At 47.8% G+C, this 23,874-nt stretch carries 22 protein-coding genes and 1 riboswitch; of the genes, 6 read left to right on the top strand and 16 right to left on the bottom strand.

Going from position 1 to position 23,874, the window contains the following annotated elements:
* Positions 1-13: 13 nt before the first annotated feature.
* The 5 genes from QRD89_RS03465 to mmuP all read right to left on the bottom strand — a co-directional run bounded on the left by QRD89_RS03465 (position 14) and on the right by mmuP (position 5,962).
* Complete coding sequence (locus QRD89_RS03465) at positions 14-1,405, bottom strand: APC family permease (RefSeq protein WP_008633918.1); 1,392 nt, start codon at positions 1,403-1,405, stop codon at positions 14-16.
* Between the two features lie 18 nt (positions 1,406-1,423).
* Positions 1,424-2,782, bottom strand: a complete 1,359-nt coding sequence (gene gabT, locus QRD89_RS03460; RefSeq protein WP_286096334.1) for a 4-aminobutyrate--2-oxoglutarate transaminase — start codon at positions 2,780-2,782, stop codon at positions 1,424-1,426.
* 19 nt (positions 2,783-2,801) lie between these two features.
* Positions 2,802-3,452 (bottom strand): GntR family transcriptional regulator, encoded by a 651-nt coding sequence (locus QRD89_RS03455; RefSeq protein ID WP_008633921.1) that lies wholly within the window; start codon positions 3,450-3,452, stop codon positions 2,802-2,804.
* A gap of 187 nt (positions 3,453-3,639) precedes the next feature.
* Positions 3,640-4,590, bottom strand: a complete 951-nt coding sequence (gene mmuM / locus QRD89_RS03450; protein WP_286096333.1) for a homocysteine S-methyltransferase — start codon at positions 4,588-4,590, stop codon at positions 3,640-3,642.
* Positions 4,556-5,962: an S-methylmethionine permease gene (gene mmuP, locus QRD89_RS03445; RefSeq protein WP_008633923.1), complete on the bottom strand. Its 1,407-nt coding sequence runs from the start codon at positions 5,960-5,962 to the stop codon at positions 4,556-4,558. Before mmuP ends, mmuM begins: the two co-directional genes overlap by 35 nt.
* 89 nt (positions 5,963-6,051) lie before the next feature.
* Positions 6,052-6,161: riboswitch (SAM riboswitch) on the bottom strand.
* Between the two features lie 202 nt (positions 6,162-6,363).
* On the opposite strand from mmuP, the gene QRD89_RS03440 reads away from it, so the two are divergent.
* From QRD89_RS03440 to QRD89_RS03425, 4 genes are read left to right on the top strand one after another with little or no spacing between them, the layout of a single operon-like run.
* Positions 6,364-6,999, top strand: coding sequence for a hypothetical protein (locus QRD89_RS03440; protein WP_286096332.1), 636 nt, complete (start codon positions 6,364-6,366; stop codon positions 6,997-6,999).
* A gap of 17 nt (positions 7,000-7,016) precedes the next feature.
* Positions 7,017-7,565 carry a DUF4247 domain-containing protein gene (locus QRD89_RS03435; protein ID WP_026578693.1) on the top strand — a complete coding sequence of 183 codons (549 nt, stop codon included), beginning with the start codon at positions 7,017-7,019 and terminating at the stop codon, positions 7,563-7,565.
* A gap of 23 nt (positions 7,566-7,588) precedes the next feature.
* Positions 7,589-8,011, top strand: a complete 423-nt coding sequence (locus tag QRD89_RS03430) for a DUF350 domain-containing protein (protein WP_008633930.1) — start codon at positions 7,589-7,591, stop codon at positions 8,009-8,011.
* A 22-nt stretch (positions 8,012-8,033) separates the two neighbouring features.
* Positions 8,034-9,569: a polyamine aminopropyltransferase gene (locus QRD89_RS03425; RefSeq protein ID WP_286096331.1), complete on the top strand. Its 1,536-nt coding sequence runs from the start codon at positions 8,034-8,036 to the stop codon at positions 9,567-9,569.
* A 42-nt stretch (positions 9,570-9,611) separates the two neighbouring features.
* Here the strand turns inward: QRD89_RS03425 and QRD89_RS03420 are convergent, their stop codons facing one another.
* From QRD89_RS03420 to QRD89_RS03405, 4 genes are all read right to left on the bottom strand, one after another.
* Positions 9,612-11,126, bottom strand: coding sequence for an alkaline phosphatase (locus tag QRD89_RS03420; protein ID WP_502875647.1), 1,515 nt, complete (start codon positions 11,124-11,126; stop codon positions 9,612-9,614).
* A 140-nt stretch (positions 11,127-11,266) separates the two neighbouring features.
* Positions 11,267-12,706 (bottom strand): protein adenylyltransferase SelO, encoded by a 1,440-nt coding sequence (locus QRD89_RS03415; protein WP_286096330.1) that lies wholly within the window; start codon positions 12,704-12,706, stop codon positions 11,267-11,269.
* Between the two features lie 102 nt (positions 12,707-12,808).
* The gene (locus tag QRD89_RS03410; protein ID WP_008633940.1) at positions 12,809-13,651 is read right to left on the bottom strand and encodes an aldo/keto reductase; all 843 of its coding nucleotides are present in this window, start codon (positions 13,649-13,651) and stop codon (positions 12,809-12,811) included.
* A 90-nt stretch (positions 13,652-13,741) separates the two neighbouring features.
* A complete protein-coding gene (locus QRD89_RS03405) occupies positions 13,742-14,635 on the bottom strand; it encodes a LysR family transcriptional regulator (RefSeq protein ID WP_062515456.1) in 894 nt (297 codons plus the stop codon).
* A gap of 110 nt (positions 14,636-14,745) precedes the next feature.
* On the opposite strand from QRD89_RS03405, the gene QRD89_RS03400 reads away from it, so the two are divergent.
* A complete protein-coding gene (locus tag QRD89_RS03400) occupies positions 14,746-15,297 on the top strand; it encodes a flavodoxin family protein (protein ID WP_286096329.1) in 552 nt (183 codons plus the stop codon).
* Between the two features lie 76 nt (positions 15,298-15,373).
* Here QRD89_RS03400 and QRD89_RS03395 read toward each other — a convergent pair whose 3' ends face one another.
* From QRD89_RS03395 to QRD89_RS03375, 5 genes are all read right to left on the bottom strand, one after another.
* Entirely contained in the window at positions 15,374-16,345 is a 972-nt protein-coding gene (locus QRD89_RS03395; RefSeq protein ID WP_286096328.1) for an ABC transporter ATP-binding protein, read from the bottom strand.
* Positions 16,342-17,313: an ABC transporter ATP-binding protein gene (locus QRD89_RS03390; protein ID WP_286096327.1), complete on the bottom strand. Its 972-nt coding sequence runs from the start codon at positions 17,311-17,313 to the stop codon at positions 16,342-16,344. The genes QRD89_RS03395 and QRD89_RS03390 overlap by 4 nt, the downstream gene beginning before the upstream one ends.
* A gap of 13 nt (positions 17,314-17,326) precedes the next feature.
* Positions 17,327-18,205 carry an ABC transporter permease subunit gene (locus tag QRD89_RS03385; RefSeq protein WP_286096326.1) on the bottom strand — a complete coding sequence of 293 codons (879 nt, stop codon included), beginning with the start codon at positions 18,203-18,205 and terminating at the stop codon, positions 17,327-17,329.
* The gene (nikB, locus tag QRD89_RS03380; RefSeq protein ID WP_286096325.1) at positions 18,205-19,134 is read right to left on the bottom strand and encodes a nickel ABC transporter permease; all 930 of its coding nucleotides are present in this window, start codon (positions 19,132-19,134) and stop codon (positions 18,205-18,207) included. The genes QRD89_RS03385 and nikB overlap by 1 nt, the downstream gene beginning before the upstream one ends.
* A gap of 79 nt (positions 19,135-19,213) precedes the next feature.
* Complete coding sequence (locus tag QRD89_RS03375; protein ID WP_026578700.1) at positions 19,214-20,809, bottom strand: glutathione ABC transporter substrate-binding protein; 1,596 nt, start codon at positions 20,807-20,809, stop codon at positions 19,214-19,216.
* Between the two features lie 167 nt (positions 20,810-20,976).
* On the opposite strand from QRD89_RS03375, the gene QRD89_RS03370 reads away from it, so the two are divergent.
* Positions 20,977-21,720 carry a gamma-glutamyl-gamma-aminobutyrate hydrolase family protein gene (locus tag QRD89_RS03370; protein ID WP_026578701.1) on the top strand — a complete coding sequence of 248 codons (744 nt, stop codon included), beginning with the start codon at positions 20,977-20,979 and terminating at the stop codon, positions 21,718-21,720.
* A gap of 47 nt (positions 21,721-21,767) precedes the next feature.
* On the opposite strand, the gene QRD89_RS03365 is transcribed toward QRD89_RS03370, so the two are convergent.
* Positions 21,768-23,177 carry a DHA2 family efflux MFS transporter permease subunit gene (locus QRD89_RS03365; protein WP_026578702.1) on the bottom strand — a complete coding sequence of 470 codons (1,410 nt, stop codon included), beginning with the start codon at positions 23,175-23,177 and terminating at the stop codon, positions 21,768-21,770.
* Positions 23,178-23,210: 33 nt separating this feature from the next.
* Complete coding sequence (locus QRD89_RS03360) at positions 23,211-23,795, bottom strand: TetR/AcrR family transcriptional regulator (RefSeq protein ID WP_008633966.1); 585 nt, start codon at positions 23,793-23,795, stop codon at positions 23,211-23,213.
* Positions 23,796-23,874 lie beyond the last annotated feature (79 nt).

The following is a 23,874-nucleotide window of genomic DNA, read 5'->3' as shown; positions in this document are numbered from 1 at the left end:
GGAATACCCCTTTCTAAAGTGCTTTCTTCTGAATAGTAGCATTTTTCTTTTCGTAAGTCCCACGATTCATCTGAATGAAGAAGTACGCACCGATAAGCGCCCAGCCGCCGACCATGATCCACTCATACGGCCAGATAAGAGCAGCAGGCATTCCAGGCAGGTACAAGACGATGAAACCAAGACTAAGTATTAAAGCTAAATACCCGAACACCGGAGATTTACCAGCGCGGAACGGACGCTCCATTTTCGGTTCTTTCTTCCTTAATAGAATAAAGGACATAGCGACAAGGAAGTAGGCGACAACAATGCCAAGGCCACCGGCATCGACAATCCAGACCAGGGCAGATCGCCCAAGGAGTGGAGCAAGCGCAGATAGAATACCGATGAACAGAACGGCGTTGGAAGGTGTTTTATATTTAGGGTGCAGTTTGCCGAACCATTGTGGTATCATTCCTGATTCAGCCATCGCATAAAGAACCCGGCTGCCGCCGATGACAAAGGAGTTCCAGCTCGTGACAATACCTGCTACACCACCGAGAATCAAGATTTGGGCGAAACGTTCAGATCCGAACAAAGCTGCCATCGAATCGGCAGAAGCAAGTTCTGAAACGGCAAGTTCTTCCGGACTCAGCGCAAGGCCTACACCGAGTGCGATCGCCAAATAAAATACAATGGCTGCAATGACAGATATAATAAGGAAGGAACCGATTTTCCGTCTGGGGAGGTTCGCTTCTTCTGCTACTTGAGGAATGACATCAAAACCGACAAATAAGAAAGGAACCATGACGAGCACAGTCATAATGCCACCCGCTCCACCTTCAAATAAAGGCGAAAGGTTGGAAGGTTCTCCGTAGGCAGCGGACCCGAAAATCAGCACAAGTCCGACAGCAACAATCATTAAGGTAAACACCGTCTGCAGAACCGCTGCCTGCTTTAGACCTATAAAGTTGATTGCTGTGATAATGACGGCTCCTAGTGAACCGATGAGTACCCAGTTCAGGTGCACGTCCCAACCGGCAATCGTCCATAGATAGCCGGCCTGGTAGTCAGGAAGCAGGTAGTCGATAACCGTCGGTAGTGCAACTGCTTCAAAAGTCGCTACCGAAATATATCCGAGCGTAATTGCCCACGAAGCAACGAACGATGCTTTCTTGCCAAGTGCCCTGTGGACATATTCGTGCTCGCCGCCTACTTTAGGCATCGCCGAAGCTAATTCCGCATAATTCAAGCCGACACAGATGACCAGGAATCCACCAATGATAAAGGCAATGACCGCCCCTAGCGAACCTGCTGACGTGATCCACGTACCTGAAAGAACGACCCATCCCCAGCCGAGCATCGCACCGAGAGCCAGAAACAACAGATCAAAGGACGATAATACCTTCTTTAATTTCTTATCTTCCATTAAGCATCCCCCCTTATTTTATACCGAAAATTCCGTCTTCTTTTCCAACACGGACTCCATTGCGTCACGCAGGATATCCAACCCTTCGTTCAATTCTTCATTCGTAATGACGAGCGGCATCAGGAAGCGGACGACATTTCCATAGACTCCTGCACCAAGTACCAGCAAACCGCTGTGTTGAGCTTTTGAAATAATTTCAGACGCAAGTGCTTTATCCGGTGTTTTCGACGTACGGTCTTTGACAATCTCTACAGCCACCATAGCTCCAAGACCGCGGATATCACCGATGCAGTCAAATTCTTCTGCAAGCTTGGTGAACCTGTCTTTAACCGTTGCACCAATTTCGACAGCACGCTCGTTCAAGCACTCTTCTTCAATGACATCAATCGCCGCAAGGGCTGCTTGACAGGCAACCGGGTTACCACTGTACGTACCTCCAAGTTCTCCCGGACCGGCAGCATCCATGACTTCCTGACGTCCAATGACTCCACTGATCGGCATACCGGCACCCAATGATTTCGAAACCGTGATCAAGTCCGGAGTAATACCAAAATGCTCAGAAGCAAAATAGCTGCCCGTTCTTCCGAATCCCGTCTGGATCTCATCTGCCACGAACAAAATACCGTGCTCCTCACAAAGCTGCTTGACCGCATGGACGAAACGCTTCGCCGGTACGATAAAGCCGCCTTCTCCCTGGACAGGTTCCATAAATACAGCAGCGATTGTTTCCGGTGCGACTTCTTTCAGGAAGAAATCATGGAACTGTTCGATCATGAAATCGATATAAGCCTCTTCTGACATTCCCTCAGGACGGCGGTAACTGTACGGGAAAGGAGCCTTGTACACTTCCGGTGCAAATGGACCGAATTCATATTTATACGGCTTTACTTTGCTCGTCATGGACATCGTCATCAGCGTACGCCCGTGGAACGCATTGGCAAATGTGACGATGGCTTGTCTGCCAGTATATTTTCGAGCAATCTTAACGGCATTTTCTACAGCTTCTGCACCACTGTTCTGCAAAAGCACCTTCTTCTTATGAGATCCAGGAGCAAGCTGTGTCAATTTTTCAGCAAGAGCGACGTACGGTTCATACATCATTACATTGAATCCGGTATGAATGAATTTTTCAATTTGATCATGGAGTGCCTCTTTTACTTTCGGGTGACAGTGGCCGACGTTGATCGTACCGATCGCACCTGCAAAGTCGATGAATGTATTACCGTCCACATCCGTGATTTTGGCTCCTTCCGCTTTCTGTGCAAATGTTGGAATGCCGTAGCTTACTGAATCAGGAATTACTTGATGACGGCGTTCCAGCAGCTCGCTCGCTTTTGGACCTGGGATGTTTGTTTGGATAGATACGTGCTTAGACATGTTTAACCACTCCTTTTAATTAATAGAAAACCGATGTTCGTTCAGACAAATCACTCAGTGTCGAGAGCAAATGGTTACGAATTGCTGCCTCCGCTGCTTCAGAATCCCTCTCCTGCAGATGTTCGAATATCACCCGATGTTCGGGAATTGATTTAACCTCATCCATTGGTGTCGAGTAAAATTCATCTCGGAGGATTAAATAACAGTCCGACCACTGATTCAACTTGTCGACTTCCTGTAGAAGGAATTCATTGCCGGATACCTCGGATAAGAACGTATGGATCAAACCATTGACCCGAAGGAATTCCTCGAAATTCTTGGACTTGTAGGTTTCCAGTTCATCGGAAAGTAGAATTTCAAGCTGTTCCAGATGAGCATCATCCAGATTAGGAACCGCAAGTCTCGCTGCATAAGTTTCTAAAACAATTCTCAGTTCAAAAACGTCCCGAAGCTCTTTGTTGGACGGTTTGTAAACAATCGCCCCCTTATTGGGAACCAGTTCTATCAATTTCTCACTTTCCAATCGCTTGAAAGCAGCTCTTATCGGAGTTCTGCTCATATTTAACTCTTTACTTACCCAATCTTCCGTAATTCGCTGTCCCGGAACAAGCCGTTTCAGCATAATGGCACGTTTCACCTTTTCATATGCTCTCTCTTCACTACTACTCATTTTGCATCCCACCATTGTATTCGAAGATTGTATACAATTTACTTCTAACAACATGTTATCTTAAAATTCACAAAGTTTCCACATAATTTTCTGAATTTAGTGATTATTGCATAAAAATTCATCTGCTTGTCTAGTGCTTTTTACACATAAAAAAAAGACCTTTCCAATCAGAAAGGCCTTTCTCTTTTTATCTATTCTGCCAGCGCCTTGCCAGCGATTGAATGTGATCAGGAGTCGTACGACAACAGCCACCGATAATCGTTGCCCCGGCTTCCACCCATCGATCCGACTGCTCATCGAAACGCTGGCAGGAGCGTTCCCCGTACCAGTCATTCGTGTCGGGATCGTATGTTTCTCCCGAATTCGGGTATAAAATAATCGGCTTATCTGTAAGAGCCCGGATATGGCCGACTGCCTCTGTCGCATCAGGAATCGGAGCACAGTTCACTCCGACTGCTACCACCTGCTCCCTCCCTTCGATCACATCTATACAACGTCTCCATTCCGTTCCATCGCTAATTTGGCTTCCATTCTTCAAGGAAAAGGAAAGCCACGCACTGGCGCCCGGATACTCGCCCAATAATTCCGTCAGTACTTTCGCCTCCTGGAGGGAAGGAATCGTTTCAAAGGCAAGCACGTCGGCACCCGCTTCGATGAGCGCTTCTATTCTGGGACGGTGAAATTCTTTCAGCCGCTCATCCGTGACACCATAGTTCCCGATATATTCTGAGCCGTCAGCAAGGTAGGCGCCATAAGGGCCAACCGAACCTGCAACGACAGGATAAGCTCTGTCATCCGCTTCCCTCCAGACATCCGAGCGTGCTTCCTGTGCCAGGCGAACGGTATCTTTAATTAATGTGCGCGCCTTATCTTCGTCGATCCCCCGCTGCTTAAACCCATCAATGGTTGCTTGATAACTAGCGGTGATGGCAATATCCGCACCATTACGGAAATAATCGGCATGAACCTTACGGATAGCATCCGGATTCTCAAGCAGCACACGGGCGGACCAAAGTGGATCATCAAGGTCGAAGCCGTATGTCTCCAATTCTGTCGCCAACGCCCCATCGAGAATAATCGTTTTTTTTGTTTCCAATAGTTGTTTAATAGGATTGCGCTTGTTGATTTTGTTCGACATGTTCTACTCTCCGTTTCTTCTTGGATTGTGACAGATAATACCCTGCATAACAAAGGATGATGAATGGAATTCCACAATACAGGGCGATCCGCTGTGTCGGATCAAAGGCGATTCCGATGCAGGCGGCAAGACAGAGCAGGAACGATGCGATCGGCACCAATGGATAAAGCGGCGCCCGGTATCCCAGGTCCTCCACCTTGTTCCCAGCTTTCACATAAGCCCGCCGGAAATTAAATTGAGCAAGACTGATGCTCATCCATACGATAACGACTGCAAGTCCTGAAATCGATACCAGCACGATATAGACGGTATCGGGCGCAATGATGCTGGACAACAGAGCCAGTCCCCCACCAAGCATGCTGAATAAGATGGCGTTCAGCGGAATGCCTTTCTTCGTCATTTTCGCGAATTTCGGAGAGATCGTCTTCCGATCCGCGAGAGACCATAGCATACGGGAGGAGGCATATAACCCTGAATTCGCTGCAGACAAAATAGCCGTGATGATGACAAAGTTCATGATATCTGCGGCAAATGGAACACCGACTCTTTCCAAAACGGCAACGAAAGGACTCTCAATGACTCCGGCTTCCGAACTCGGAAGCAGCGCGGAAAGCACAATAATTGTTCCTACAAAGAAAAGAATGAGCCGTACGAGCGTCGTCCGGATGGCTTTCGGGATTGTTTTCGCGGGATCGACCGTTTCTCCCGCCGCAATACCGATCAACTCTGTACCGGAGAATGCGAAGTTGACCGCCAGCATCGTCATTAAGATGGCGAAAGCCCCATTCGGAAACAAACCGGCTTCTGTGAAATTAGAAAAGAACGGAGCTGGTTCAGAATCTGCAAGCGGCACAATACCGAAAATTCCAGCCAGACCAAGTAGAATAAATAGAAAAATAGCGATGACTTTGACAGAAGAAAACCAAAACTCTGATTCTGCAAAAAACTTCACGGTGAATGCATTCAATCCGAAGATCAAAATCGCGAATAAAGCGCTCCATATCCATACACTTATATCCGGGAACCACCGCTGCATCATCAGTCCGGCAGCTGTGAATTCCGATCCCAGCGCCACTGTCCAGGTGAGCCAGTAAAGCCAGGCAACCGTAAACCCCGTTCCCGGACCGATATACTTCGCGGCATAACTGTGAAACGCACCAGTCTCCGGCATATGTACAGACAACTCACCAAGACAGAGCATCACTAAGTAAACGACCAACGCACCAATCAAATAGGCAAGCACCGTCCCGAATGGTCCTGCCTGCTGGATGGTGTATCCGGAACTGAGGAACAGCCCGGTTCCGATGACTCCACCGAGTGACAGCATCACAAGGTGGCGTGTTTTCATTTCTCTTTTGAAGTTCTGTTCCATTTTCTCTTCCCCTCCACTTTCTCTTCATCTAAAAATACATAAAAAAACGCACCCTGGAGCGGGTGCGTTTACCGACAAATAAAAGGAAGCTCCTATCTATCAGGGTTATTCAACACCCGCTGGAATTAGCACAGTGTCTGCATTCAGACCTGTTGCTGAGGCTTCAAAGGGCCAGTCCCTCCACCTCTCTGGATAAGAAATATGTATTTTTTAAATACTCTAACAACGCAAATAAAAAATGTCAACGCTGAATTTTATTCTTACGCTGCAACTTGAATGTTCCGAATATCCTCGAATTTTGTTGTTTCTAGATTCATAGGAACGTATAATGAGAGTGGTTAAAATGGATGAAATTGCCTTAACACTCACGTTCCGTTCCCTTTCTGAGGAGGTGATAGACAATGAAAACCTTCATAAAAATACTAAAAATATCAGGAATCGTCATCGGCTCCATATTCGCACTGCTCGTGCTCATTGGTATGTTCATGCCGGGAGAAATTGATGTCTATGGAGAAGGAGATTCAGAGAAACCCGACAACCTGACTGTATCAATGGATACCTACATCACAGATGAAGACTATGAGCCTACTGAAGTTGCTTTTCTCACTCATACGATAGCTGCGTTAAACGAGATCGACAATCAAAATTGGGGTGCTTTGGATGCCTATTTTTTGTATGAACGGGTTTATGAAACCGCTCTTCGTGACGTTTATATGAACAAAGAAGTCGATCCGGAGCACATCACAGATGTCCATTACACCGTACGGAACAAGCAATTTCAATCTTATTTGGATGAACAGCCGGTGAGCCCGCTCAGCATCGAAACCGATCACGGGGTGGAATGGGCGACCTTCCAATATGATGTGTGGGTAACCTTCTCCTTCGAATTGGAACGGGTCATCACGGATGATGAAGACCGGACATATACCGATCGCTTCGAGGTGCAGGGAGACTACCCTCCACATTGGCAGTCCAGTATGAAGGAAACACACTGGCGCTTGAATTCCTTAATGCTACGCCCTCTAGAAAATGAATAAAACAGGAGATGAAGAGTATGAAACTCAAATCCATCCCGGTTATTCTGCTCGGCCTGCTGTGTTTGACGGCATGCTCCAACGTAGTGGATGCAGTCGGGGATCAATACCCAATGGAGGATATCGTATACGATGATGTGGGCAACAAATCGGAAATCTTCCGCGCTTATGATCAGAAGCCGGAGAAAGTGGCAGCCGGCATCACCGACTCTGAAGAGGCCGTACATAAAGCCTCCAAAGACGGTCGTGATTTAATGCTCTACGACGATTACCTCGTGCAGGTCTATCAGGACACCCAGAAAGAAGAAGATACCATCATCGAAGTATCGGATAAAGAATTCGTCCGGAACAATTATGATAGTGATTTCTTTTCGGACTACGGCATAGAAGAGGAAGCAGAAGAGGTTTATGCTATGGACCTCGATAACCGCGGCGGCTTCTTTTATACAGGGTATATCGGCGGCAGCGGTGGAAGTTATGTGAAAAATGCCGGGAGCAGTCCATCCGTACGCCAGTCATCCAGCACATCCTCCGGTGTCCGCGGCGGCGGCCCCGGAGCAGGAAAATAACAAAAGAACAGGAGCGAAAAACCATGTTTGAATTCGATATTTCGGAAGTACTGAATGTTTATGACCTTCTATTGACCTTGCTGTATTGGATCGTCATGCTTGTCCTGGCAGGAATTTGTATGGCCATCTTTGAAAAATTCACCCCTTATAACGATAAAGAAGAGCTGCTGAAGGGCAACGTCGCTGTCGCTTCTCAGTTCGCCGGGAAGTTGATCGGTCTAGGTATCATTACAGAATCTTCTATTGCCCACAATTTAAGTATTTGGAGCGCCTCTATCTGGATCTTCATCGGCTTTCTGTTGATGATTGCCGGCTACTATTTGTTCGAGTGGATCACTCCGTTCAAAGCGGAAGAGGAAATAAAGAAAAACAACATCGCTGTCGGCCTTGTAGCGGCATCTGTCAGTATCTTCATCGGTTTTGCCGTAGCAGGAAGCATTACATAAGAAGAATAAAGGAGGACCAACCGTGAACGCACAAAAGTATCTTTATCTGTCATCAGGAATCGTTTCAATCTGCGGAATCGTCTTCCAAGTTCTTTATGGTGCTGCAGGCAGCTACTTATTCGGGGACAGCGTTCTTTATTACTGTATAACCATCGGGCTGTTCATGATGGCCATGGGAATCGGAGCAGCCCTGAGTGAAAAACTAAAGAACTGGCTCGTCACCCGCTTCGTTCAGGCAGAGTACTTGATCGCTCTCGTCGGGGGCTTTTCCGTCTTTGGATTGTTTTTTTTCACTGCTTACTTCGATGACGGCGTTGCCCAGATCTACTTGTACACCGTCATATCTTTAACCGGGTTTCTGACAGGTCTGGAGCTCCCGATCCTGATACGAAGGGTTCAGGAAATCCGTGAAGATATAAGTAAAAGCACAGCGAGGGTGCTGTTTTTTGATTATGCCGGCAGTCTGATCGGGTCCGTAGGATTCGCTCTCGTCCTGCGTCCTCTGCTCGGTCTGATCAATACTGCCTTTTTCATTGCCATGATCAATGCGATTGTCGCTCTGTTCATCACATTAAGGTTCCGAGAAGAGATGTCCAGGCCCAAAGTCCACCAAGCGGCCGGCTTCCTCATTCTCCTTCTGCTTGTCGCGGGATTCTTATTTGGAGAGAAGTATGCCAGTGTCTTTGAGCAGAAATCTTACGCAGACCCGATCGTTTACACAGAAGAAACAAAGTATCAGAAGATCATTTTGACCAAGGAACCGGGAGATGTACGGCTGTTCTTGAACGGACAGCTGCAGTTCGCAGAAAGTGACGAGTTCCGTTACCACGAAGCGCTCGTCCACATTCCGATGGCGCTTGCCGATCAAACGCGCTCGGTTCTGATTCTCGGTGGAGGCGATGGTCTTGCTGTCCGGGAAGTATTGAAGCATGAAGACGTGGAACAGATTACCCTGGTCGACCTCGACCCTGCCATGACGGACCTTGCCAACACCAACCATGAGCTGCTCCGACTGAATGAAGGTTCCTTGAAAGATAGCCGTGTTCAGGTCATTCATGAAGATGCCTTCCAATACTTGCGCGATTCTAAGGAGCTTTATGATGTTATCCTTGGCGATCTGCCGGATCCCAACGATGAAGGCCTCAACAAGCTGTACACGAAGGAGTTCTACTCCCTTGTACGGAACCACTTGTCACCAGGCGGGAAAGTGAGTATCCAATCAACGAGTCCGGTTTTTGCGACCAAAGTGTACTGGACCATTAACAAAACGGTACAAGCCACAGGCCTTGAAACCGCCAATTATCATCTAGACGTTCCAAGCTTCGGAAACTGGGGATTCACTCTGGCCTCCCGAGAGCCTATATCCATTGACAAGTTGGGTTTCGGTGGACTTGATTTAAAATTTCTCAATGAGGAAGTCGCCCCTTCTCTATTTGAGTTTGGTAATGACACGGACGAAGTCATTGAAGAGAAGGGAAAGACATTCGATATCCCCGTCAACAGTCTCAATCGTCCAAACCTGATACAGCTGTATCAGGAAGCATGGGAAAATTACTAAGATGCTGCAAAAAAGCCAGCCCGGGAGGCTGGCTTTTTTGATTCATGCTTTATTCATTTGACGTCTGCGAAACAACAGGATTCCACCGGCACCGGCTATTACAGCACCGATCACTATCCCCGCCGGATAAGCTGCACTTGTATCCGCAAGCTCTCCGCCTTCTTCTGCTTCAGAGGACTTATCCATGAGCTGGAAAATGTTTTTGGCATGATCTGTGTTATCTATTTGACCGGTGAACAAATCCGCACCGGGTCCATAGGCATAAACAGGAATGTCTTCTCCTGTATGGCCATCCGTCGTCCATCCAGTTCCAGATCTTTCGTTGAAGATAGCTTCAATACTGTTGTCTACTTCCGTCACTCGATCATCGCCGGATGCGGACTCTATCGCTTTCTCAACAGATGCGATTTCTTCTTCTGTCACATCAAACCCGATATTATCCTGCAGGGTCTTCTCCACGTCTGCTCCATCTTCCACGATTTGACGAGCCATATAGTCAGGCGTATGTTTCGCCGCTTTGACAGGTTCTGCATCCCAGTTGTAAGGACCACCTGCCCCTACTGTCATGCCTCCTGTAGAATGGTCGGCGGTCGTAATGACAAGCGTTTCCCCATCTTTCTGAGCGAACTCAATTGCTTTCTTATGAGCCTTTTCAAAGTCTTCCACTTCACTCATAGCCGCTACAATATCATTATCATGACCTGCCCAGTCTACTTGGCTTCCCTCCACCATCAGGAAAAACCCTTCGTCGTTTTTACCCAAAGTATCCAACGCTTTCGTCGTCATTTCAGCCAACGAAGGTTGTTCTTTAGGCCGGTCGATGGCATAATCCAACCCAACTGGTGCGAACAGGCCTAGAAGTTGGTCTCCATCCGCAGCTGCCAGCTCATCAGCTGTGGTTGCATAATCGTATCCATCCTTTTTGAATTCCTCTGTCAGATTACGGTCTTCCCGAGCAAAGAAGTCTGTTCCCCCGCCGAGCAGGACATCGACTTTATGTTCACCATTTATTTTTTCATCATAATAATCATCAGCAATTTCATTATAATTTTCCCGGGAAACGTTGTGAGCGGCATAAGCAGCCGGTGTCGCATGGTTAATTTGAGCCGTCGCTACAAGTCCAGTGGATTTACCAAGCTCCTTTGCTTCCTCCAACACCGTTTTGGTCTCCTTATGCTCCAAGTCAACGCCGATGGCACCGTGATAGGTTTTCACACCGGAAGACATAGCCGTACCGGCTGCGGCAGAATCGGTAATGCTTTCTTTTTCATCTTCTGCGCCTCCATCGTAGTACTTGTCCAATGACGATACATCATGCATTCCAACTAGATATGGATCGAAGAGATTACTTTCGACTTCCATCGTCTCTGGATTATCTTTCATATACCGATGGGCGGTAGTATACGAAGTACCCATTCCGTCACCAATCATCATAATGATATTCTTAGGCTTTTCAACCTTCTGTTCCTCAGCGTTTATGTAGTTGGCGGACGAACCAAAAACCATAGCCGACACCGCAGCTGCCATCATCCATTTATGCACTTGCTTGTTACCCATAGTACAACCCTCCATATGTATTGTTTTCCCATCCCCCATACTAGGGTTTGATTGTAAATAGAAAAATAACCGTCTGTTAAAACATCGTAAAAAAAAAGAAGCATGTAATTAACTACATGCTTCTTGCAATAGATACCTATTTACGTCCCACAAAAGGTCTGATAGGGTCCGGGCGGGACAGGGATCACAGCGTATTCGATTTGTTCCTCTGAATAAGCGTAGGGATCAGAAAGGAGACGGATGAGTTTCTTTACCGGACCGTAGTCCTCTTCCGATACGGCCGCAGCCAACGCTTCTTCTACAAGGTGGTTACGCGGAATAAGAGCGGGATTTGTCCGCTTCATCGTTTCATATGCTTCCGTCTTGGATGCTGCCTGGCTGTCCAGGCGAGCCTGCCACTGTTTATACCACTGCGTGAAAGCAGTGGTGTCACTCAAAGAGGACTCCTCCATCCTATCCTGTGTTAATAAGCGGAACGTTTCCGTGTAATCGGCTTTATTCTTCTCCATAATATCAAGCAGGTCCTCAATTAAAGGCTCATCCTGCTGCTGATTCTCAGTCAGTCCAAGCTTGGAGCGCATTCCATTGAGCCAATGCTCCTTAAACAGCGAGCCAAAACCACTGAGGATCTCCTGGAGCTCTTCGACTGCTGCTTCCTGCTTTTCGTCAAGGAGAGGAATCAATGTCTCTGCGAAACGGGCCAGGTTCCACATCGCGATAGCCGGTTGATTCTTATAGGCATACCGGCCGCTTGTATCAATCGAACTGAAAACGGTATCCGGATTATAAATATCGAGAAACGCACATGGACCATAATCCATTGTCTCTCCACTGATTGTCATATTATCCGTATTCATGACGCCGTGCACGAAACCGACGAGCTGCCACTGGGCAATCAGCTGCGCCTGTCTCCGGACCACCTCTCTATAGAAACCGAGGTAATCTCCTGCTTCCAACTCTGGAAAATGGCGCTCCGTCGCATACTGTACAAGCACTCGAAGATGTTCGGCATCTCCTTGTTTTGCTGCATACTGGAATGTACCCACGCGCAGATGGCTGGCTGCTACTCTTGTAAGTACAGCTCCGGGCCATTCTGTCTCCCTCTGCACCGTTTCACCAGTCGTAACAACAGCCAGGCTGCGGTTCGTAGGCACTCCCAGTCCATGCATCGCTTCACTGATCACATATTCCCTGAGCATTGGTCCAAGCGACGCCCGTCCGTCTCCTCTCCGGGAATAAGGAGTCGGGCCGGCCCCCTTCAATTGAATATCGCATCGCTCTCCACCCGGGGTCATCTGCTCCCCTAGAAGGACGGCTCGTCCGTCACCGAGCATGGTAAAATGACCGAATTGATGACCGGCATAAGCTTGGGCTATAGGTTGAGCACCCTCAGGTATCTCATTACCTGACAGCTGCTCTGCATGTATATCATGCAGTCCAAGAATTCCTGCCAGCGGTTCATTGTACAGGACCAACTGCGGGTCCGCCACCGGTGTCGGGGCCTGCCGGGCATAGAACACCCCGGGAAGTTTTGAGTAGCTGTTAAAAAGATTCCAACCTGCTTTATCGGAATGTGTCATGTTATCTCCTTTATAAGTGTGTCCTACGTTACTTATCATTCGTATGCCCATCCTAACATACCCCAATAAAAAAAGCGCACCCTTGGAGGTGCGCCTGTTTCCTTAAAACTCTTCATAGACAGCAGGATCCTGGTCGTTCATTCGACCATCCGGAACGGACAAGGAGGAAATCTTATTCATTTCCGTATCCGTCAGAGAAAAGTCGAAGATTGCACAGTTTTCCCGTTGACGCGCCGGTGAAGTTGAACGTGGAATCGCTATGGCCCCTAACTGGTAATGCCAGCGGAGGACGACCTGCGTCACCGATTTGTTATAATGGGAGGCGATTTCCTGTAACGTTTCTTCCTCCATCACTTTTCCGGCTCTTGCAAGCGGACTCCAGGATTGAGTCGCAATCGTATGCTCTTCATGGAATGCCCTTTGTTCTTCCTGATTAAAGAAAGGATGAAGTTCCACCTGATTGATACTAGGAAGCACTCCCGTTTCCTTCTTCAGACGTTCCAAATGTTCGGGCAGGAAGTTACAAACACCGATGGAGCGGACAAGCCCCCATCTCTTTGCATCAATCAACGCCTGCCAAGCTTCTACATACATGTCCTGCTTCGGGTTCGGCCAGTGAATCAAATAAAAGTCATAATAATCCAACCCCGCGCGGTAGAGGGATTCCTGGATTGTCGTGAGTGCTTTGTCATACTCGTGGTATCTGCCTGGAAGCTTGGAAGAAATCAAAAGCTGATCCCGCGATACAGAAGAGCGTCGGACAGCTTCTCCTACAGTTCCTTCATTTTCATAATTGTACGCACTGTCGAGCATCCGATAGCCTGCATGAATGGCGCTCCCGATTGCCTCCGCTCCCTTATTGCCGTTCAGTTCATATGTACCGAAACCAAGTGCCGGCACTTTCATTCCATCATTCAGTGTTATTTCAGGAAAGCCATTACTCATTACCATCTACTCCCTTCCATTTTAAACCACCATATCACCCACAAGAAAATATATCCAAAATAATGCATCCGTCTCTGCCGTTGAATGTGCTCAGGAAGTACAATAGATTTTTCTCGTTAAATCAATAAAACCGCTTAACGGAACTGACATCCACTTCTCTTTATGCCATGCTATCTGCGTGTATAGGGGAGGCATGTCCTTTGTCCAGGGAAGTTCGACCAACCGTCCCTCCCTGATTTCTTTCTCTACTACCATTTCTGGAAGTGCAGCCAGCCCCAAGCCCGCAACGGCACACTGCTTGATGGCTTCTATGCTCCCAAACTCCAACAGGTTGGACAAAGAATATCCGTCTTGGTGAAACGAGTGTTCCAACAGCTCCCGATAAGAGCAGCCTGACTCGGTCAACAGAAATGTTTCGTCTGCTAATTCATCCACTCCTACCTTCTTTTTCACAGACAAAGGATGATCTGCAGCAGCCACCACCATCAACTTTTCCTCCCGAAGGGCTTCGGTCACTAAGTGATCTGCTGATTTTTCTTGATCCAACAGAACGGCCACATCCAGCGTCCCGTTCCTTATTTCTTCCCTCACTCGCGCTTCGGAGTGGGCCGGCTTGAATATTACCTTCACTTCAGGGAAGTGTTTTCTGAAGGCAGACAGCACGGGAGGCAGGCGATAGGTGCACTGACTTTCCTGTGCACCTATGACGAGCGTCCTCTGTAATTTTTGCTCATCACCCACAACAGCCTTTGCTTCTGCATATATTCGGACAAGCTGATCCGCGTATTCCTTGAACCGATGCCCTGCGTCTGTCAGGAATAGTCTTCTTCCCAAACGCTCAAACAAAGGCTGACCCAGCTCCTCTTCCAATGCTTTTATCTGTGCCGTTACACTTGATTGAGCAAAATTAAGCTGCTTCGCCGTCTTTGTAAAATTCAGCATCTCAGCCGCTGTTATAAATGTCCGCAACTGCTTGAAATCCATCATCATTCTCCTTAATCATAAATTCCGATCGTTCCAATCATAATAATCCGTTTTTATGTTCAACACATTCATTATACACTGGAAACGGAATATACAAGGAGGGAAGTATTATGAAACTTGCCGTTATATACGGTGGAGGACGCAGGGAAGGAAATACCAGGTATTTAACAGAACGCATCATTGCCGGTATGAAGGTGGACCGGATGGAATTAGACGCTCACCATATTCTGCCGGTCATAGACGGACGTCACGCTGCAGAGGGATTTCCATCTGTACAAGATGATTATGATGGACTGATGAGACGTGTCATGGAAGCAGACATTCTACTCTTCGCCACCCCCATTTATTGGTACAGTATGACCGCTGCCATGAAGCTCTTCATTGATCGTTGGTCGCAGACGATGAGAGATCCGGCTTTCCGTGATTTCCGGACAAAAATGGCTGAGAAACAGGCATACGTCGTCGCTGTCGGAGGGGATTCTCCTCGCACGAAAGGTCTTCCAATGATCCAACAGTTCCAACATATCTTTGATTTTGTCGGTCTCCCCTTTGCTTCCTATCTAATCGGAGAAGCAAACAAGCCCGGCGAGATCACCACAGACAAGCAGGCACTCTATCAAGCGGATCTATGGAACAAAACGTTCAAACAGATTCTGAAGTAAACCATGATTTCTAAACAGATAAAACACACAAAAAAGACCGCCTGGATATTCTCCAGGCGGTCTTTTTGTTTTTGTATCATTGATCCAACAAGTGACAAGCAGCCGTTTGACCAGTTCCAGACGTCTGAAGCTCCGGAACCTCTGCCTTACAGCGATCAAAGGCAAATGGACACCTCGTATGGAAAGGACATCCGGAAGGTGGATTGGATGGACTCGGGAGGTCTCCCTCCAGAACGATCCGTTCCCGTTTCGCTTTCGGATCCGGTACCGGTACGGCAGACAGCAGCGCCTTCGTGTAGGGGTGCTGCGGGTTTTGGATGACCGCATCCCGCTCTCCTACCTCCACCAGTTTCCCTAAATACATGACGCCGATCCGATCGGAAATGAAGTCCACAACGCTTAAATCATGAGCGATGAACAAATAAGTCAAATCCAGTTCCTGCTGTAAATCCTTCATCAGGTTCAACACTTGCGATTGAATGGACACATCGAGTGCAGAAACCGGTTCATCCGCAATAATGAGCTTTGGATTGACGGCCAGAGCCCGGGCGATTCCAATCCGCTGACGCTGACCCCCACTGAACTCGTGCGGATAACGATCGGCGAATTTTCGGGACAAGCCGACCGTGTCCAACAATTCGTTTACTCTCGCATCGATGGCCGGTCCCTTAGCGAGCTGGTGAACGATCAATGGCTCACCAATAATTTCCCTTACCGTCATTCTTGGGTTCAACGAGGCATAGGGGTCTTGAAAAATCATTTGAAAGTCTTTGCGCGCCTGTTTCAGTTCGCCTCCCGAAAGCTGGTCCATCCGCTGTCCATCAAAGGTGACCGTGCCCTCCGTCGGGGAGAGCATCTGCATAATCATTCGTCCGGTCGTCGATTTGCCACAGCCGGATTCGCCGACAAGACCGAATGTCTCCCCTTTTTTAATATCGAAAGAGACTCCGTCCACCGCTTTTACCACTTGACGGGATTGCTTCCTGAAACCTTTCTGGCTTACGAAATGCTTTTTTAGTCCTTCTACCTGCAGTAAGGATTGATTCATGATGACACCTCCTCCTCATGAAGCCAGCAGCGATTCTCTCCGTTGAACAGAGGCGGCTCTTCTTTCCAGCACCGTTCAAAGGCGAAAGGACAGCGGTTAGCGAATTTACATCCCTCAGGCCGGTCCTCTACAGTAGGAACCTGGCCCTGGATAGAATCCAGCCGTTCTTTTCTTTCTCCAAGTTTCGGAATCGACCCGAGTAATCCTTGTGTGTACGGATGCTTAGGATTTTCAAAAATGTCGATGACGTTTCCCTGTTCTACGATTCTTCCTGCATACATGACGGCAACTCTGTCACACATTTCCGCAATGACACCAAGATCATGCGTAATGAACAAGATAGACGTATCGTGCTCTTTTCTCATGTTTCTCATCACATCGAGAATTTGAGCTTGAATCGTTACATCGAGCGCCGTCGTCGGTTCATCCGCAATCAGCACATCCGGATCACACGACATAGCCATGGCAATCATTACGCGCTGACGCATTCCTCCTGAGAGTTGATGGGGAAACTCCTTCATGATTTCCGCTGCTCTCGGAATACCGACCTGTTCCAGCATAGAAACAGCATGACGCTTCGCCTCCTGCTTCGTAAGAGACTGGTGTTCCAGAATCGCTTCCACTAATTGCTTGCCTATCTTCACAACAGGATTCAAGGAAGTCATCGGCTCTTGAAAAATCATCGACATACGGTTTCCACGCAGTTTACGTTTCTCCCTGGTGGATGCTTTCGCTACATCCTTCCCGTCAAAGAGTACTTCACCGCCGACAATCTCCCCCGGTGTATCTTCCAGCAGCTGCATAATGGATAAGGAGGTCACACTCTTACCGCTCCCGGACTCCCCGACAAGGCCGACGATTTCCCCCGGATACAGCGTAAGATCGATTCCTTCTACAGCTGGAATCATCTCTCCGTCCACCCGGAAGCTTGTGTGCAGCTGATTAATAGTTAAAATTGGCTCTGTCATTTCGTCTTCCTCCTTAATCACGGATTTTCGGGTCGAGCGCATCCCGTAATCCATCTCCTAAAAGATTGAAAGCAAGAACGGTCAAGAAAATTGCAAGCCCCGGAAAGAACGTGACATGCGGAGCATCATTCAGATAGTTACGCCCGTCACTAAGCATGGCTCCCCACTCCGGTGTGGAAGGATCAGCCCCAAGACCGAGAAAACTCAGCCCCGCAGCGATCAAGATTGCTGAACCGATCCGCATCGTGAAATATACAATCAGCGTCGAGACAGTCCCCGGGAAAATATGCTTCCAAATGATCCTCCAGCTGGATGCACCGATAGACTGCGTCGCCTCTACGTAAAGCGTCGATTTAATAGAGAGCGTGGTGCTCCGGAGGATCCTCGCAAAGACCGGCACACTGAAAATGGCTACAGCCATGACGACATTAAACAGCCCCGGTCCGAGAATAGCGATAATTCCAATGGCAAGCAGCATTCCCGGAAAAGCGAGCAGGACATCCATAATGCGCATAATGGCATTATCGATCCACTTACCGAAATAGCCGCTGATGATACCGAGAGCGGTACCGACAACTGCACCAATTAAAACAGAAGACAGTCCGACGGCTAATGATATTCTCGCTCCATGAAGAATCCGGCTGAAAATGTCTCGACCGAAATCGTCCGTTCCAGCAAGGTGATCCATGGACGGAGAAGACAACAGTTGATTATAATCCGGTTCATTGGGTTCATATGGAGCAATATACGGTCCTAAGATCGCAATAAGAAACAGGAATAAAAGGAAGATTCCCGCAAAAAAGGAAACCTTCTGTTTCTTAAATGATTTCCAAAACTGCCGGAAGGGCGTCACTCTTTGCTCCGTCTGCTGTTGTTCTGCTGATTCCACCATTATGCCCCCTCCTCATAACGAATTTTCGGATTCAAGAAACCGTACAAGAGATCTACAAGCAGGTTGATCAATAGAAATTCAAGAGAGAATAATAGAATTTCCGATTGAATGACCGGGTAATCTCTAGCAGTAATAGAGTTGATCAGAAGTCTTCCAAGCCCCGGCCAGCTGAAGATCGTCTCGGTTATAATGGATCCACTGAGCAGGAATCCGAATTGGAGTCCAGACATGGTCACTACGGGAATTAAGGCGTTTCTAAGTGCATGCCCATTAATGACTTTGAACTCTGACAGTCCTTTGGAACGGCCGGTACGGATATAGTCTTCTTTTAAAACATCCATCAGCGAGGACCGCGTAAACCTGGCGATAATGGCCGCCACCCCTGCTCCGAGTGTAATCGATGGAAGAATGTAAGATTCCAACCCTCCGATGCCGCCTGTTGGAAACCATCCGAGCTGGACAGAGAAGACTTGGATCAACATAAGTCCCAGCCAAAAGGAAGGGATGGATACACCGGAAACGGCAAGGAACATGGTGAGATGATCCTGCCAGCGATTACGTTTGACTGCTGAAACTACTCCAATAAGAAGGCCGAATAAGAGCGCCCAGAACATGCTGGCAAGCGTAAGAGTAAGTGTTGGACCAAAACGCTCCTTCAGCATATCCAGAACAGGTTCACCGCTGACGATCGAGGTGCCTAAATCTCCTTGGAACAGATTTGCCATATAGTTCAAATATTGTTGATAAAGGGGCGCATCAAGACCATATTTCACACGGATATTCTCGATTTCTTCCAAAGTGGCGTCCGCTCCGGCTATCAATCTGGCGGGATCCCCCGGTATCAAATGCACGAACAGAAATGCAATGACGGAAATGATGAAAAGCAGCGGAATCATACTGAGAATCCGCTTGATACTGTATTTAAGCATATTCTCCCTCCTTCATTTTTCGTTTCCTTCTCTTAATCAGTAAAGAGGCTGAGCGCTGTCCGCGCTCAACCTCTGGAAGTTATTCTGATACGATTTCAGCGTTTTTCAAGTCCAGGACTCCGGAAGATAACATAGTAATCCCCTTCACGTAATCCTGATGAGCATAGAGCAGGTCAGGAACCGCAAGGAATACCCAAGGTGCATCGTTCCAGATCATTTCCTGTGCCTCTGCATAATACTCTGCACGCTTATCATCATCGGCTGTATTTAATGCCTTCTGCAACAGCTCGTCTACCTGATCGTTCTTATAATAGGAAGTGTTATAAGACTCCGGCGGGAAAGATTCTGAGCTGAATAACGGACGAAGTCCCCAATCTGCATCGGCTGTTGAAGGAGACCATCCTCCGTTGTAAAGCTCGAGTTCCGTATCTTCCGGCTTCTCGACACCCCAGATGTTGTCTCCAAGTGTACCGCCTTCCATAGGGACGACGTTCAGCTTAATACCGACTTGGCTCAACTGCTGTTTATAGAACTGCATCATCTTCGTCTTGTCAGAACTTGTACCGCCCCAGATCGTCGTTTCAAATCCGTCCGGATAACCGGCTTCTGCAAGCAGCTCTTTCGCTTTCTCCGGATCATATTCATAGACTTCCTGACCAGAGTAGTGTTGTGTATCAGGTGCAATGGAAGACTCGGCAACAGTCGCATAGCCGTCATAGATGACATTGACATACGCTTCTTTGTCGATTGCATAGTTGATGGCTTGACGAACTTTTGGATCGTCAAACGGTTTCTTCATGGTATTCATAGAGAAATACTTAACGACAAGAGACGGCTTGTTCTCCACCGTTACACCTGCTTGATTCTCTAATGTATCCACCTGGCTTGTAGAAACAGGGAAGACGAAATCCGCTTCGCCTGTCTGAAGCATTGCGGAACGAGAGCCGCTTTCAGGAACCGGTTTGAATACAAGCTGGTCCACTTTAGGAACTTCCGGATCCCGGTAATCATCAAACTTCTCTACAGTCAGGTGATCCCCGCTCTTCCATTCTTTGAATTGGAACGGGCCTGTTCCTACAGGATTTCGGGCAATCTCCTCTTCGCTTTCTGAAATCGATTCCGGACTGATCATTGCTGCAGCCGGATGGGCGAAGTTGTTCGGCATGGCGCCGAACGGCTCTTTCAATGTAACTTTCACTTCGTATTCTCCGAGAACTTCTGTGCTGTCGACAAGCTCGAATAGAGAGCTTCTCCGCAACTGACTGTCAGGGTCGGCAAGCCGGTCGATATTCGCTTTGACCGCTTCCGCATTGAAAGGCGTACCGTCATGGAAAGTGATGCCTTCTTTCAGTTGGAAGGTAAACTCCGTAGAGTTCTCATTTGCTTCATAGCTTTCTGCTAATACCGGCACGATGTTCAGATCTTCATCGAACCCGAGCAACCCTTCGTACACAGCGGACTGAGCCGAATAGGACTGGTTGTCGTTCGTATCATGCGGATCCATGCTCGTAAAGTTTCCGTCTACGGCAATGGTCAAACCTTCTTCCTTAGAAGGCGCCTCCGCTTTTTTACTGCTGTCTGCTGTTCCATTCCCGTCTCCTTCTCCGTTACCGCATCCGGCGATAACAAGGACAAGGAGAAGGGAGAGAACCGGTAAAAAACGTGATAATTTCAATTTCTTTTCCCCTTTTCTCCGTTTTTTCTCTTGAATTCCTACTAACATCTTCCGTATAATTCGATAGTATGGAATCCATACCAGAATACTAGGATTTTAGTACAGAAAAATCTTTATGTCAAAGAAAATTTTATATAAATAGGAAGACAAAGGAGAAAAAATTACAAATGAGACCACTCATAGGCATATCAGGAAGTATTATAATCGACCAGGGCGGGCGGTTTCCAGGCTATGACCGCGCCTATGTTAACAACGATTACGTCCAGTCTGTCCTCCGCGCAGAAGGTATTCCATTCATCCTTCCCGTGCTGGAAGATGACGAAGCGGTTAAAGCACAGGCGCAGGCAATGGACGGCCTTATCCTTTCCGGGGGACACGATGTCCAGTCTCTTCTTTATCAGGAAGAGCCGTTACCGAAGCAGGGATCTCCCTTCCCTGAGCGGGACCATTCAGAGGGAGTGCTGGCAGTAGAAATGATCCGGCAGGGTAAACCTGTATTTGCCATCTGCAGAGGCGTGCAGCTTTTAAACGCTGTGTATGGAGGAAGTATGTATCAGGATACCTCCTATATGAAGGGAAATATTCTCAAACACGACCAGGTCCATACGCCCGCACAAGCGACGCATACAATACAAACAGAGCCGGAGAGCTTTATGCGTGAACACTTCGGTACAACGACGTTGACGAACTCCTTCCATCATCAAGCGATCAAAACGGTGGCGCCGGGATTTAAAGCAACCGCTTATGCGGCGGATGGCGTTATCGAAGCAATTGAAATGGAAGACACCACCGCTTTTGTCATCGGTGTACAATGGCACCCGGAAATGATGACAAAAAAACACGAGCGGATGCAGCGACTATTCGATCATTTTGTAAACCAAGCCTCCCTCACTAAACAACCGACACCGTAAATAAACGAAAAAATCCATACGCCAGGGCAGCGTATGGATTTTTTTCATTATACTTTGACACGTTTAATGAAGAAGGAAAGAATCAAACCTACTCCTGCAATAATCGTACCGAACCAGAAAGCACCTTGAACCCCTGAGGTGAAACCAAGGACCTGGTTCATCGGATCAGCCGGATTGTCGACCGTATTCATAAAACGGGCGGTTCCGGATGATAGAATAGAAATAGCAACCGCTGTTCCAATCGCACCGGAAACCTGCTGGAGCGTATTCATGATAGCTGTTCCATCCGGGTATAAATCAGCCGGCAGCTGGTTCAAACCATTGGTCTGAGCCGGCATCATAACCATGGAGACACCAATCATCATGACGATATGGAGGCCGATAATCCAAGCGGATGTCGTTTCCATATCGACAGTCGTAAACCCAAGCATTGCTGCGAGAATGATGACGAACCCTGGAATGACAAGGAACTTAGGACCGAACCGGTCGAATAATCCACCCATGATCGGAGAAATCAAACCATTGATAATTCCCCCAGGAAGCAGAAGCAGCCCTGCCGCAAACGTCGTCAATGCAAGGGAAGTCTGCAAATACAACGGAAGAAGAATCATAGATGATAGAATGACCATCATTGTAATGACAATAATAATCAAACCGACGGTGAACATCGGATAACGGAACGCACGCAAATCAAGGATCGGTTGTTCCAGTTTCAGTTGACGATGAATGAAGAATGCAAGCCCGATCGCTCCGACGATGAGCGGCAGGACAACGACCAAATGTCCCCATCCTTCGCTCGTGCTGCTGAAGCCATAGACGATTCCGCCGAATCCGAATGTAGAATAAACGATGGACAGAGCGTCAATTTTTGGCTTCGTTGGTTCTGTCACGTTCTGCATATAAACAAAACCGAACAAGAGCGCTGCGATTAATAGCGGCAGGGAGAACCAGAAAATCCAATGCCACGTGAAATTGTTAAGAATCAGTCCGGATAACGTCGGACCGACAGCAGGCGCAAACATGATCACCAACCCGATGACTCCCATAACTTTTCCGCGATTCTTCGGTGGAATGATGACAAGGATCGTGTTGAACATAAGCGGAAGCAGCAACGCCGTTCCAGCTGCCTGAACAACCCGTGCGATCATAAGAACTCCGAATACCGGGGCCAGTGCCGCAATTAATGTTCCTATAATCGACAGGATAAGAGATGCTGTGAAAAGCTGTCTCGTCGTAAACCATTGCAGGATCAAACCTGATATAGGAACAAGAATTCCTAGTGTCAACAGGTATCCAGTCGTTAACCAATGGACGGTCGTTTCCTGAATCCCGAATGTGGTAATTAAACTATTGAGCGCCATATTAAGCGCCGTTTCACTGAACAGCCCCACAAAGCCTGCGACCACAAGTGAAATAATGATCGGCATCGGCTTTATGGCCTGTTTTGAAGTATTCATTTCTTCCGATGCTGCTGCATCCATCTGCATTGCTTATCTCTCCTCTTTTTCTTTACTCAACAAATACGGCATTTGTCTGGCGATTGCTCGGAGCGGTTCTCCGTTAACCATCGTCTTCGCCAAAATAAACGCACCCTCAATCATGGCGTGGATGCTTATTCCCAAGTCTTCCGCACGCTCTTTACTGTAACCCGACGCTTCCAAAGCCTGCACATAGAAACGATTCCAATGTTGATAGGTCTGCTTGCATGCGAGCCTTAGGTTCTCATTGCAAATAGAAGTCTCTGAGGCAATCAGGCCGATGGGAACGCCCTCTCCAGGTTCCCCTCTTTCGAACATGTCGGCGATGTCCAGTATGTGCTGCTTCAAAGCTTCGCCGACATCCATTCCAGGCCTGAGGCTCTTCTCCAAGTCTTCCGCGACCGCAGTCCGCATCCGGGCAATGGCTTCCAATGCGATTTCTTCCTTCCCACCAGGGAAATGGTAGTACAAAGAACCTCTTGGAGCCCCACTTTCTTTTATGATCTGACTCAAACCTGTACCGTTATATCCTTGTATATGGAAAAGGTTGGATGATGTATTCAGAATGATTTCTTTCGTATCTGCATGCTTGCTCATTCTTACTCCTCCCTCAATAATTATGACGAACGGTCTATATAAATTTAATCGTATTTGAAGGCAAAGTCAATAAAAAAAG

The organism is Halobacillus sp. ACCC02827, assembly GCF_030291935.1.
Classification (GTDB): domain Bacteria; phylum Bacillota; class Bacilli; order Bacillales; family Halobacillaceae; genus Halobacillus.
The sequence above is the reverse complement of the archived record's forward strand: the minus strand, read 5'-3'. Positions and strand labels throughout refer to the sequence as shown.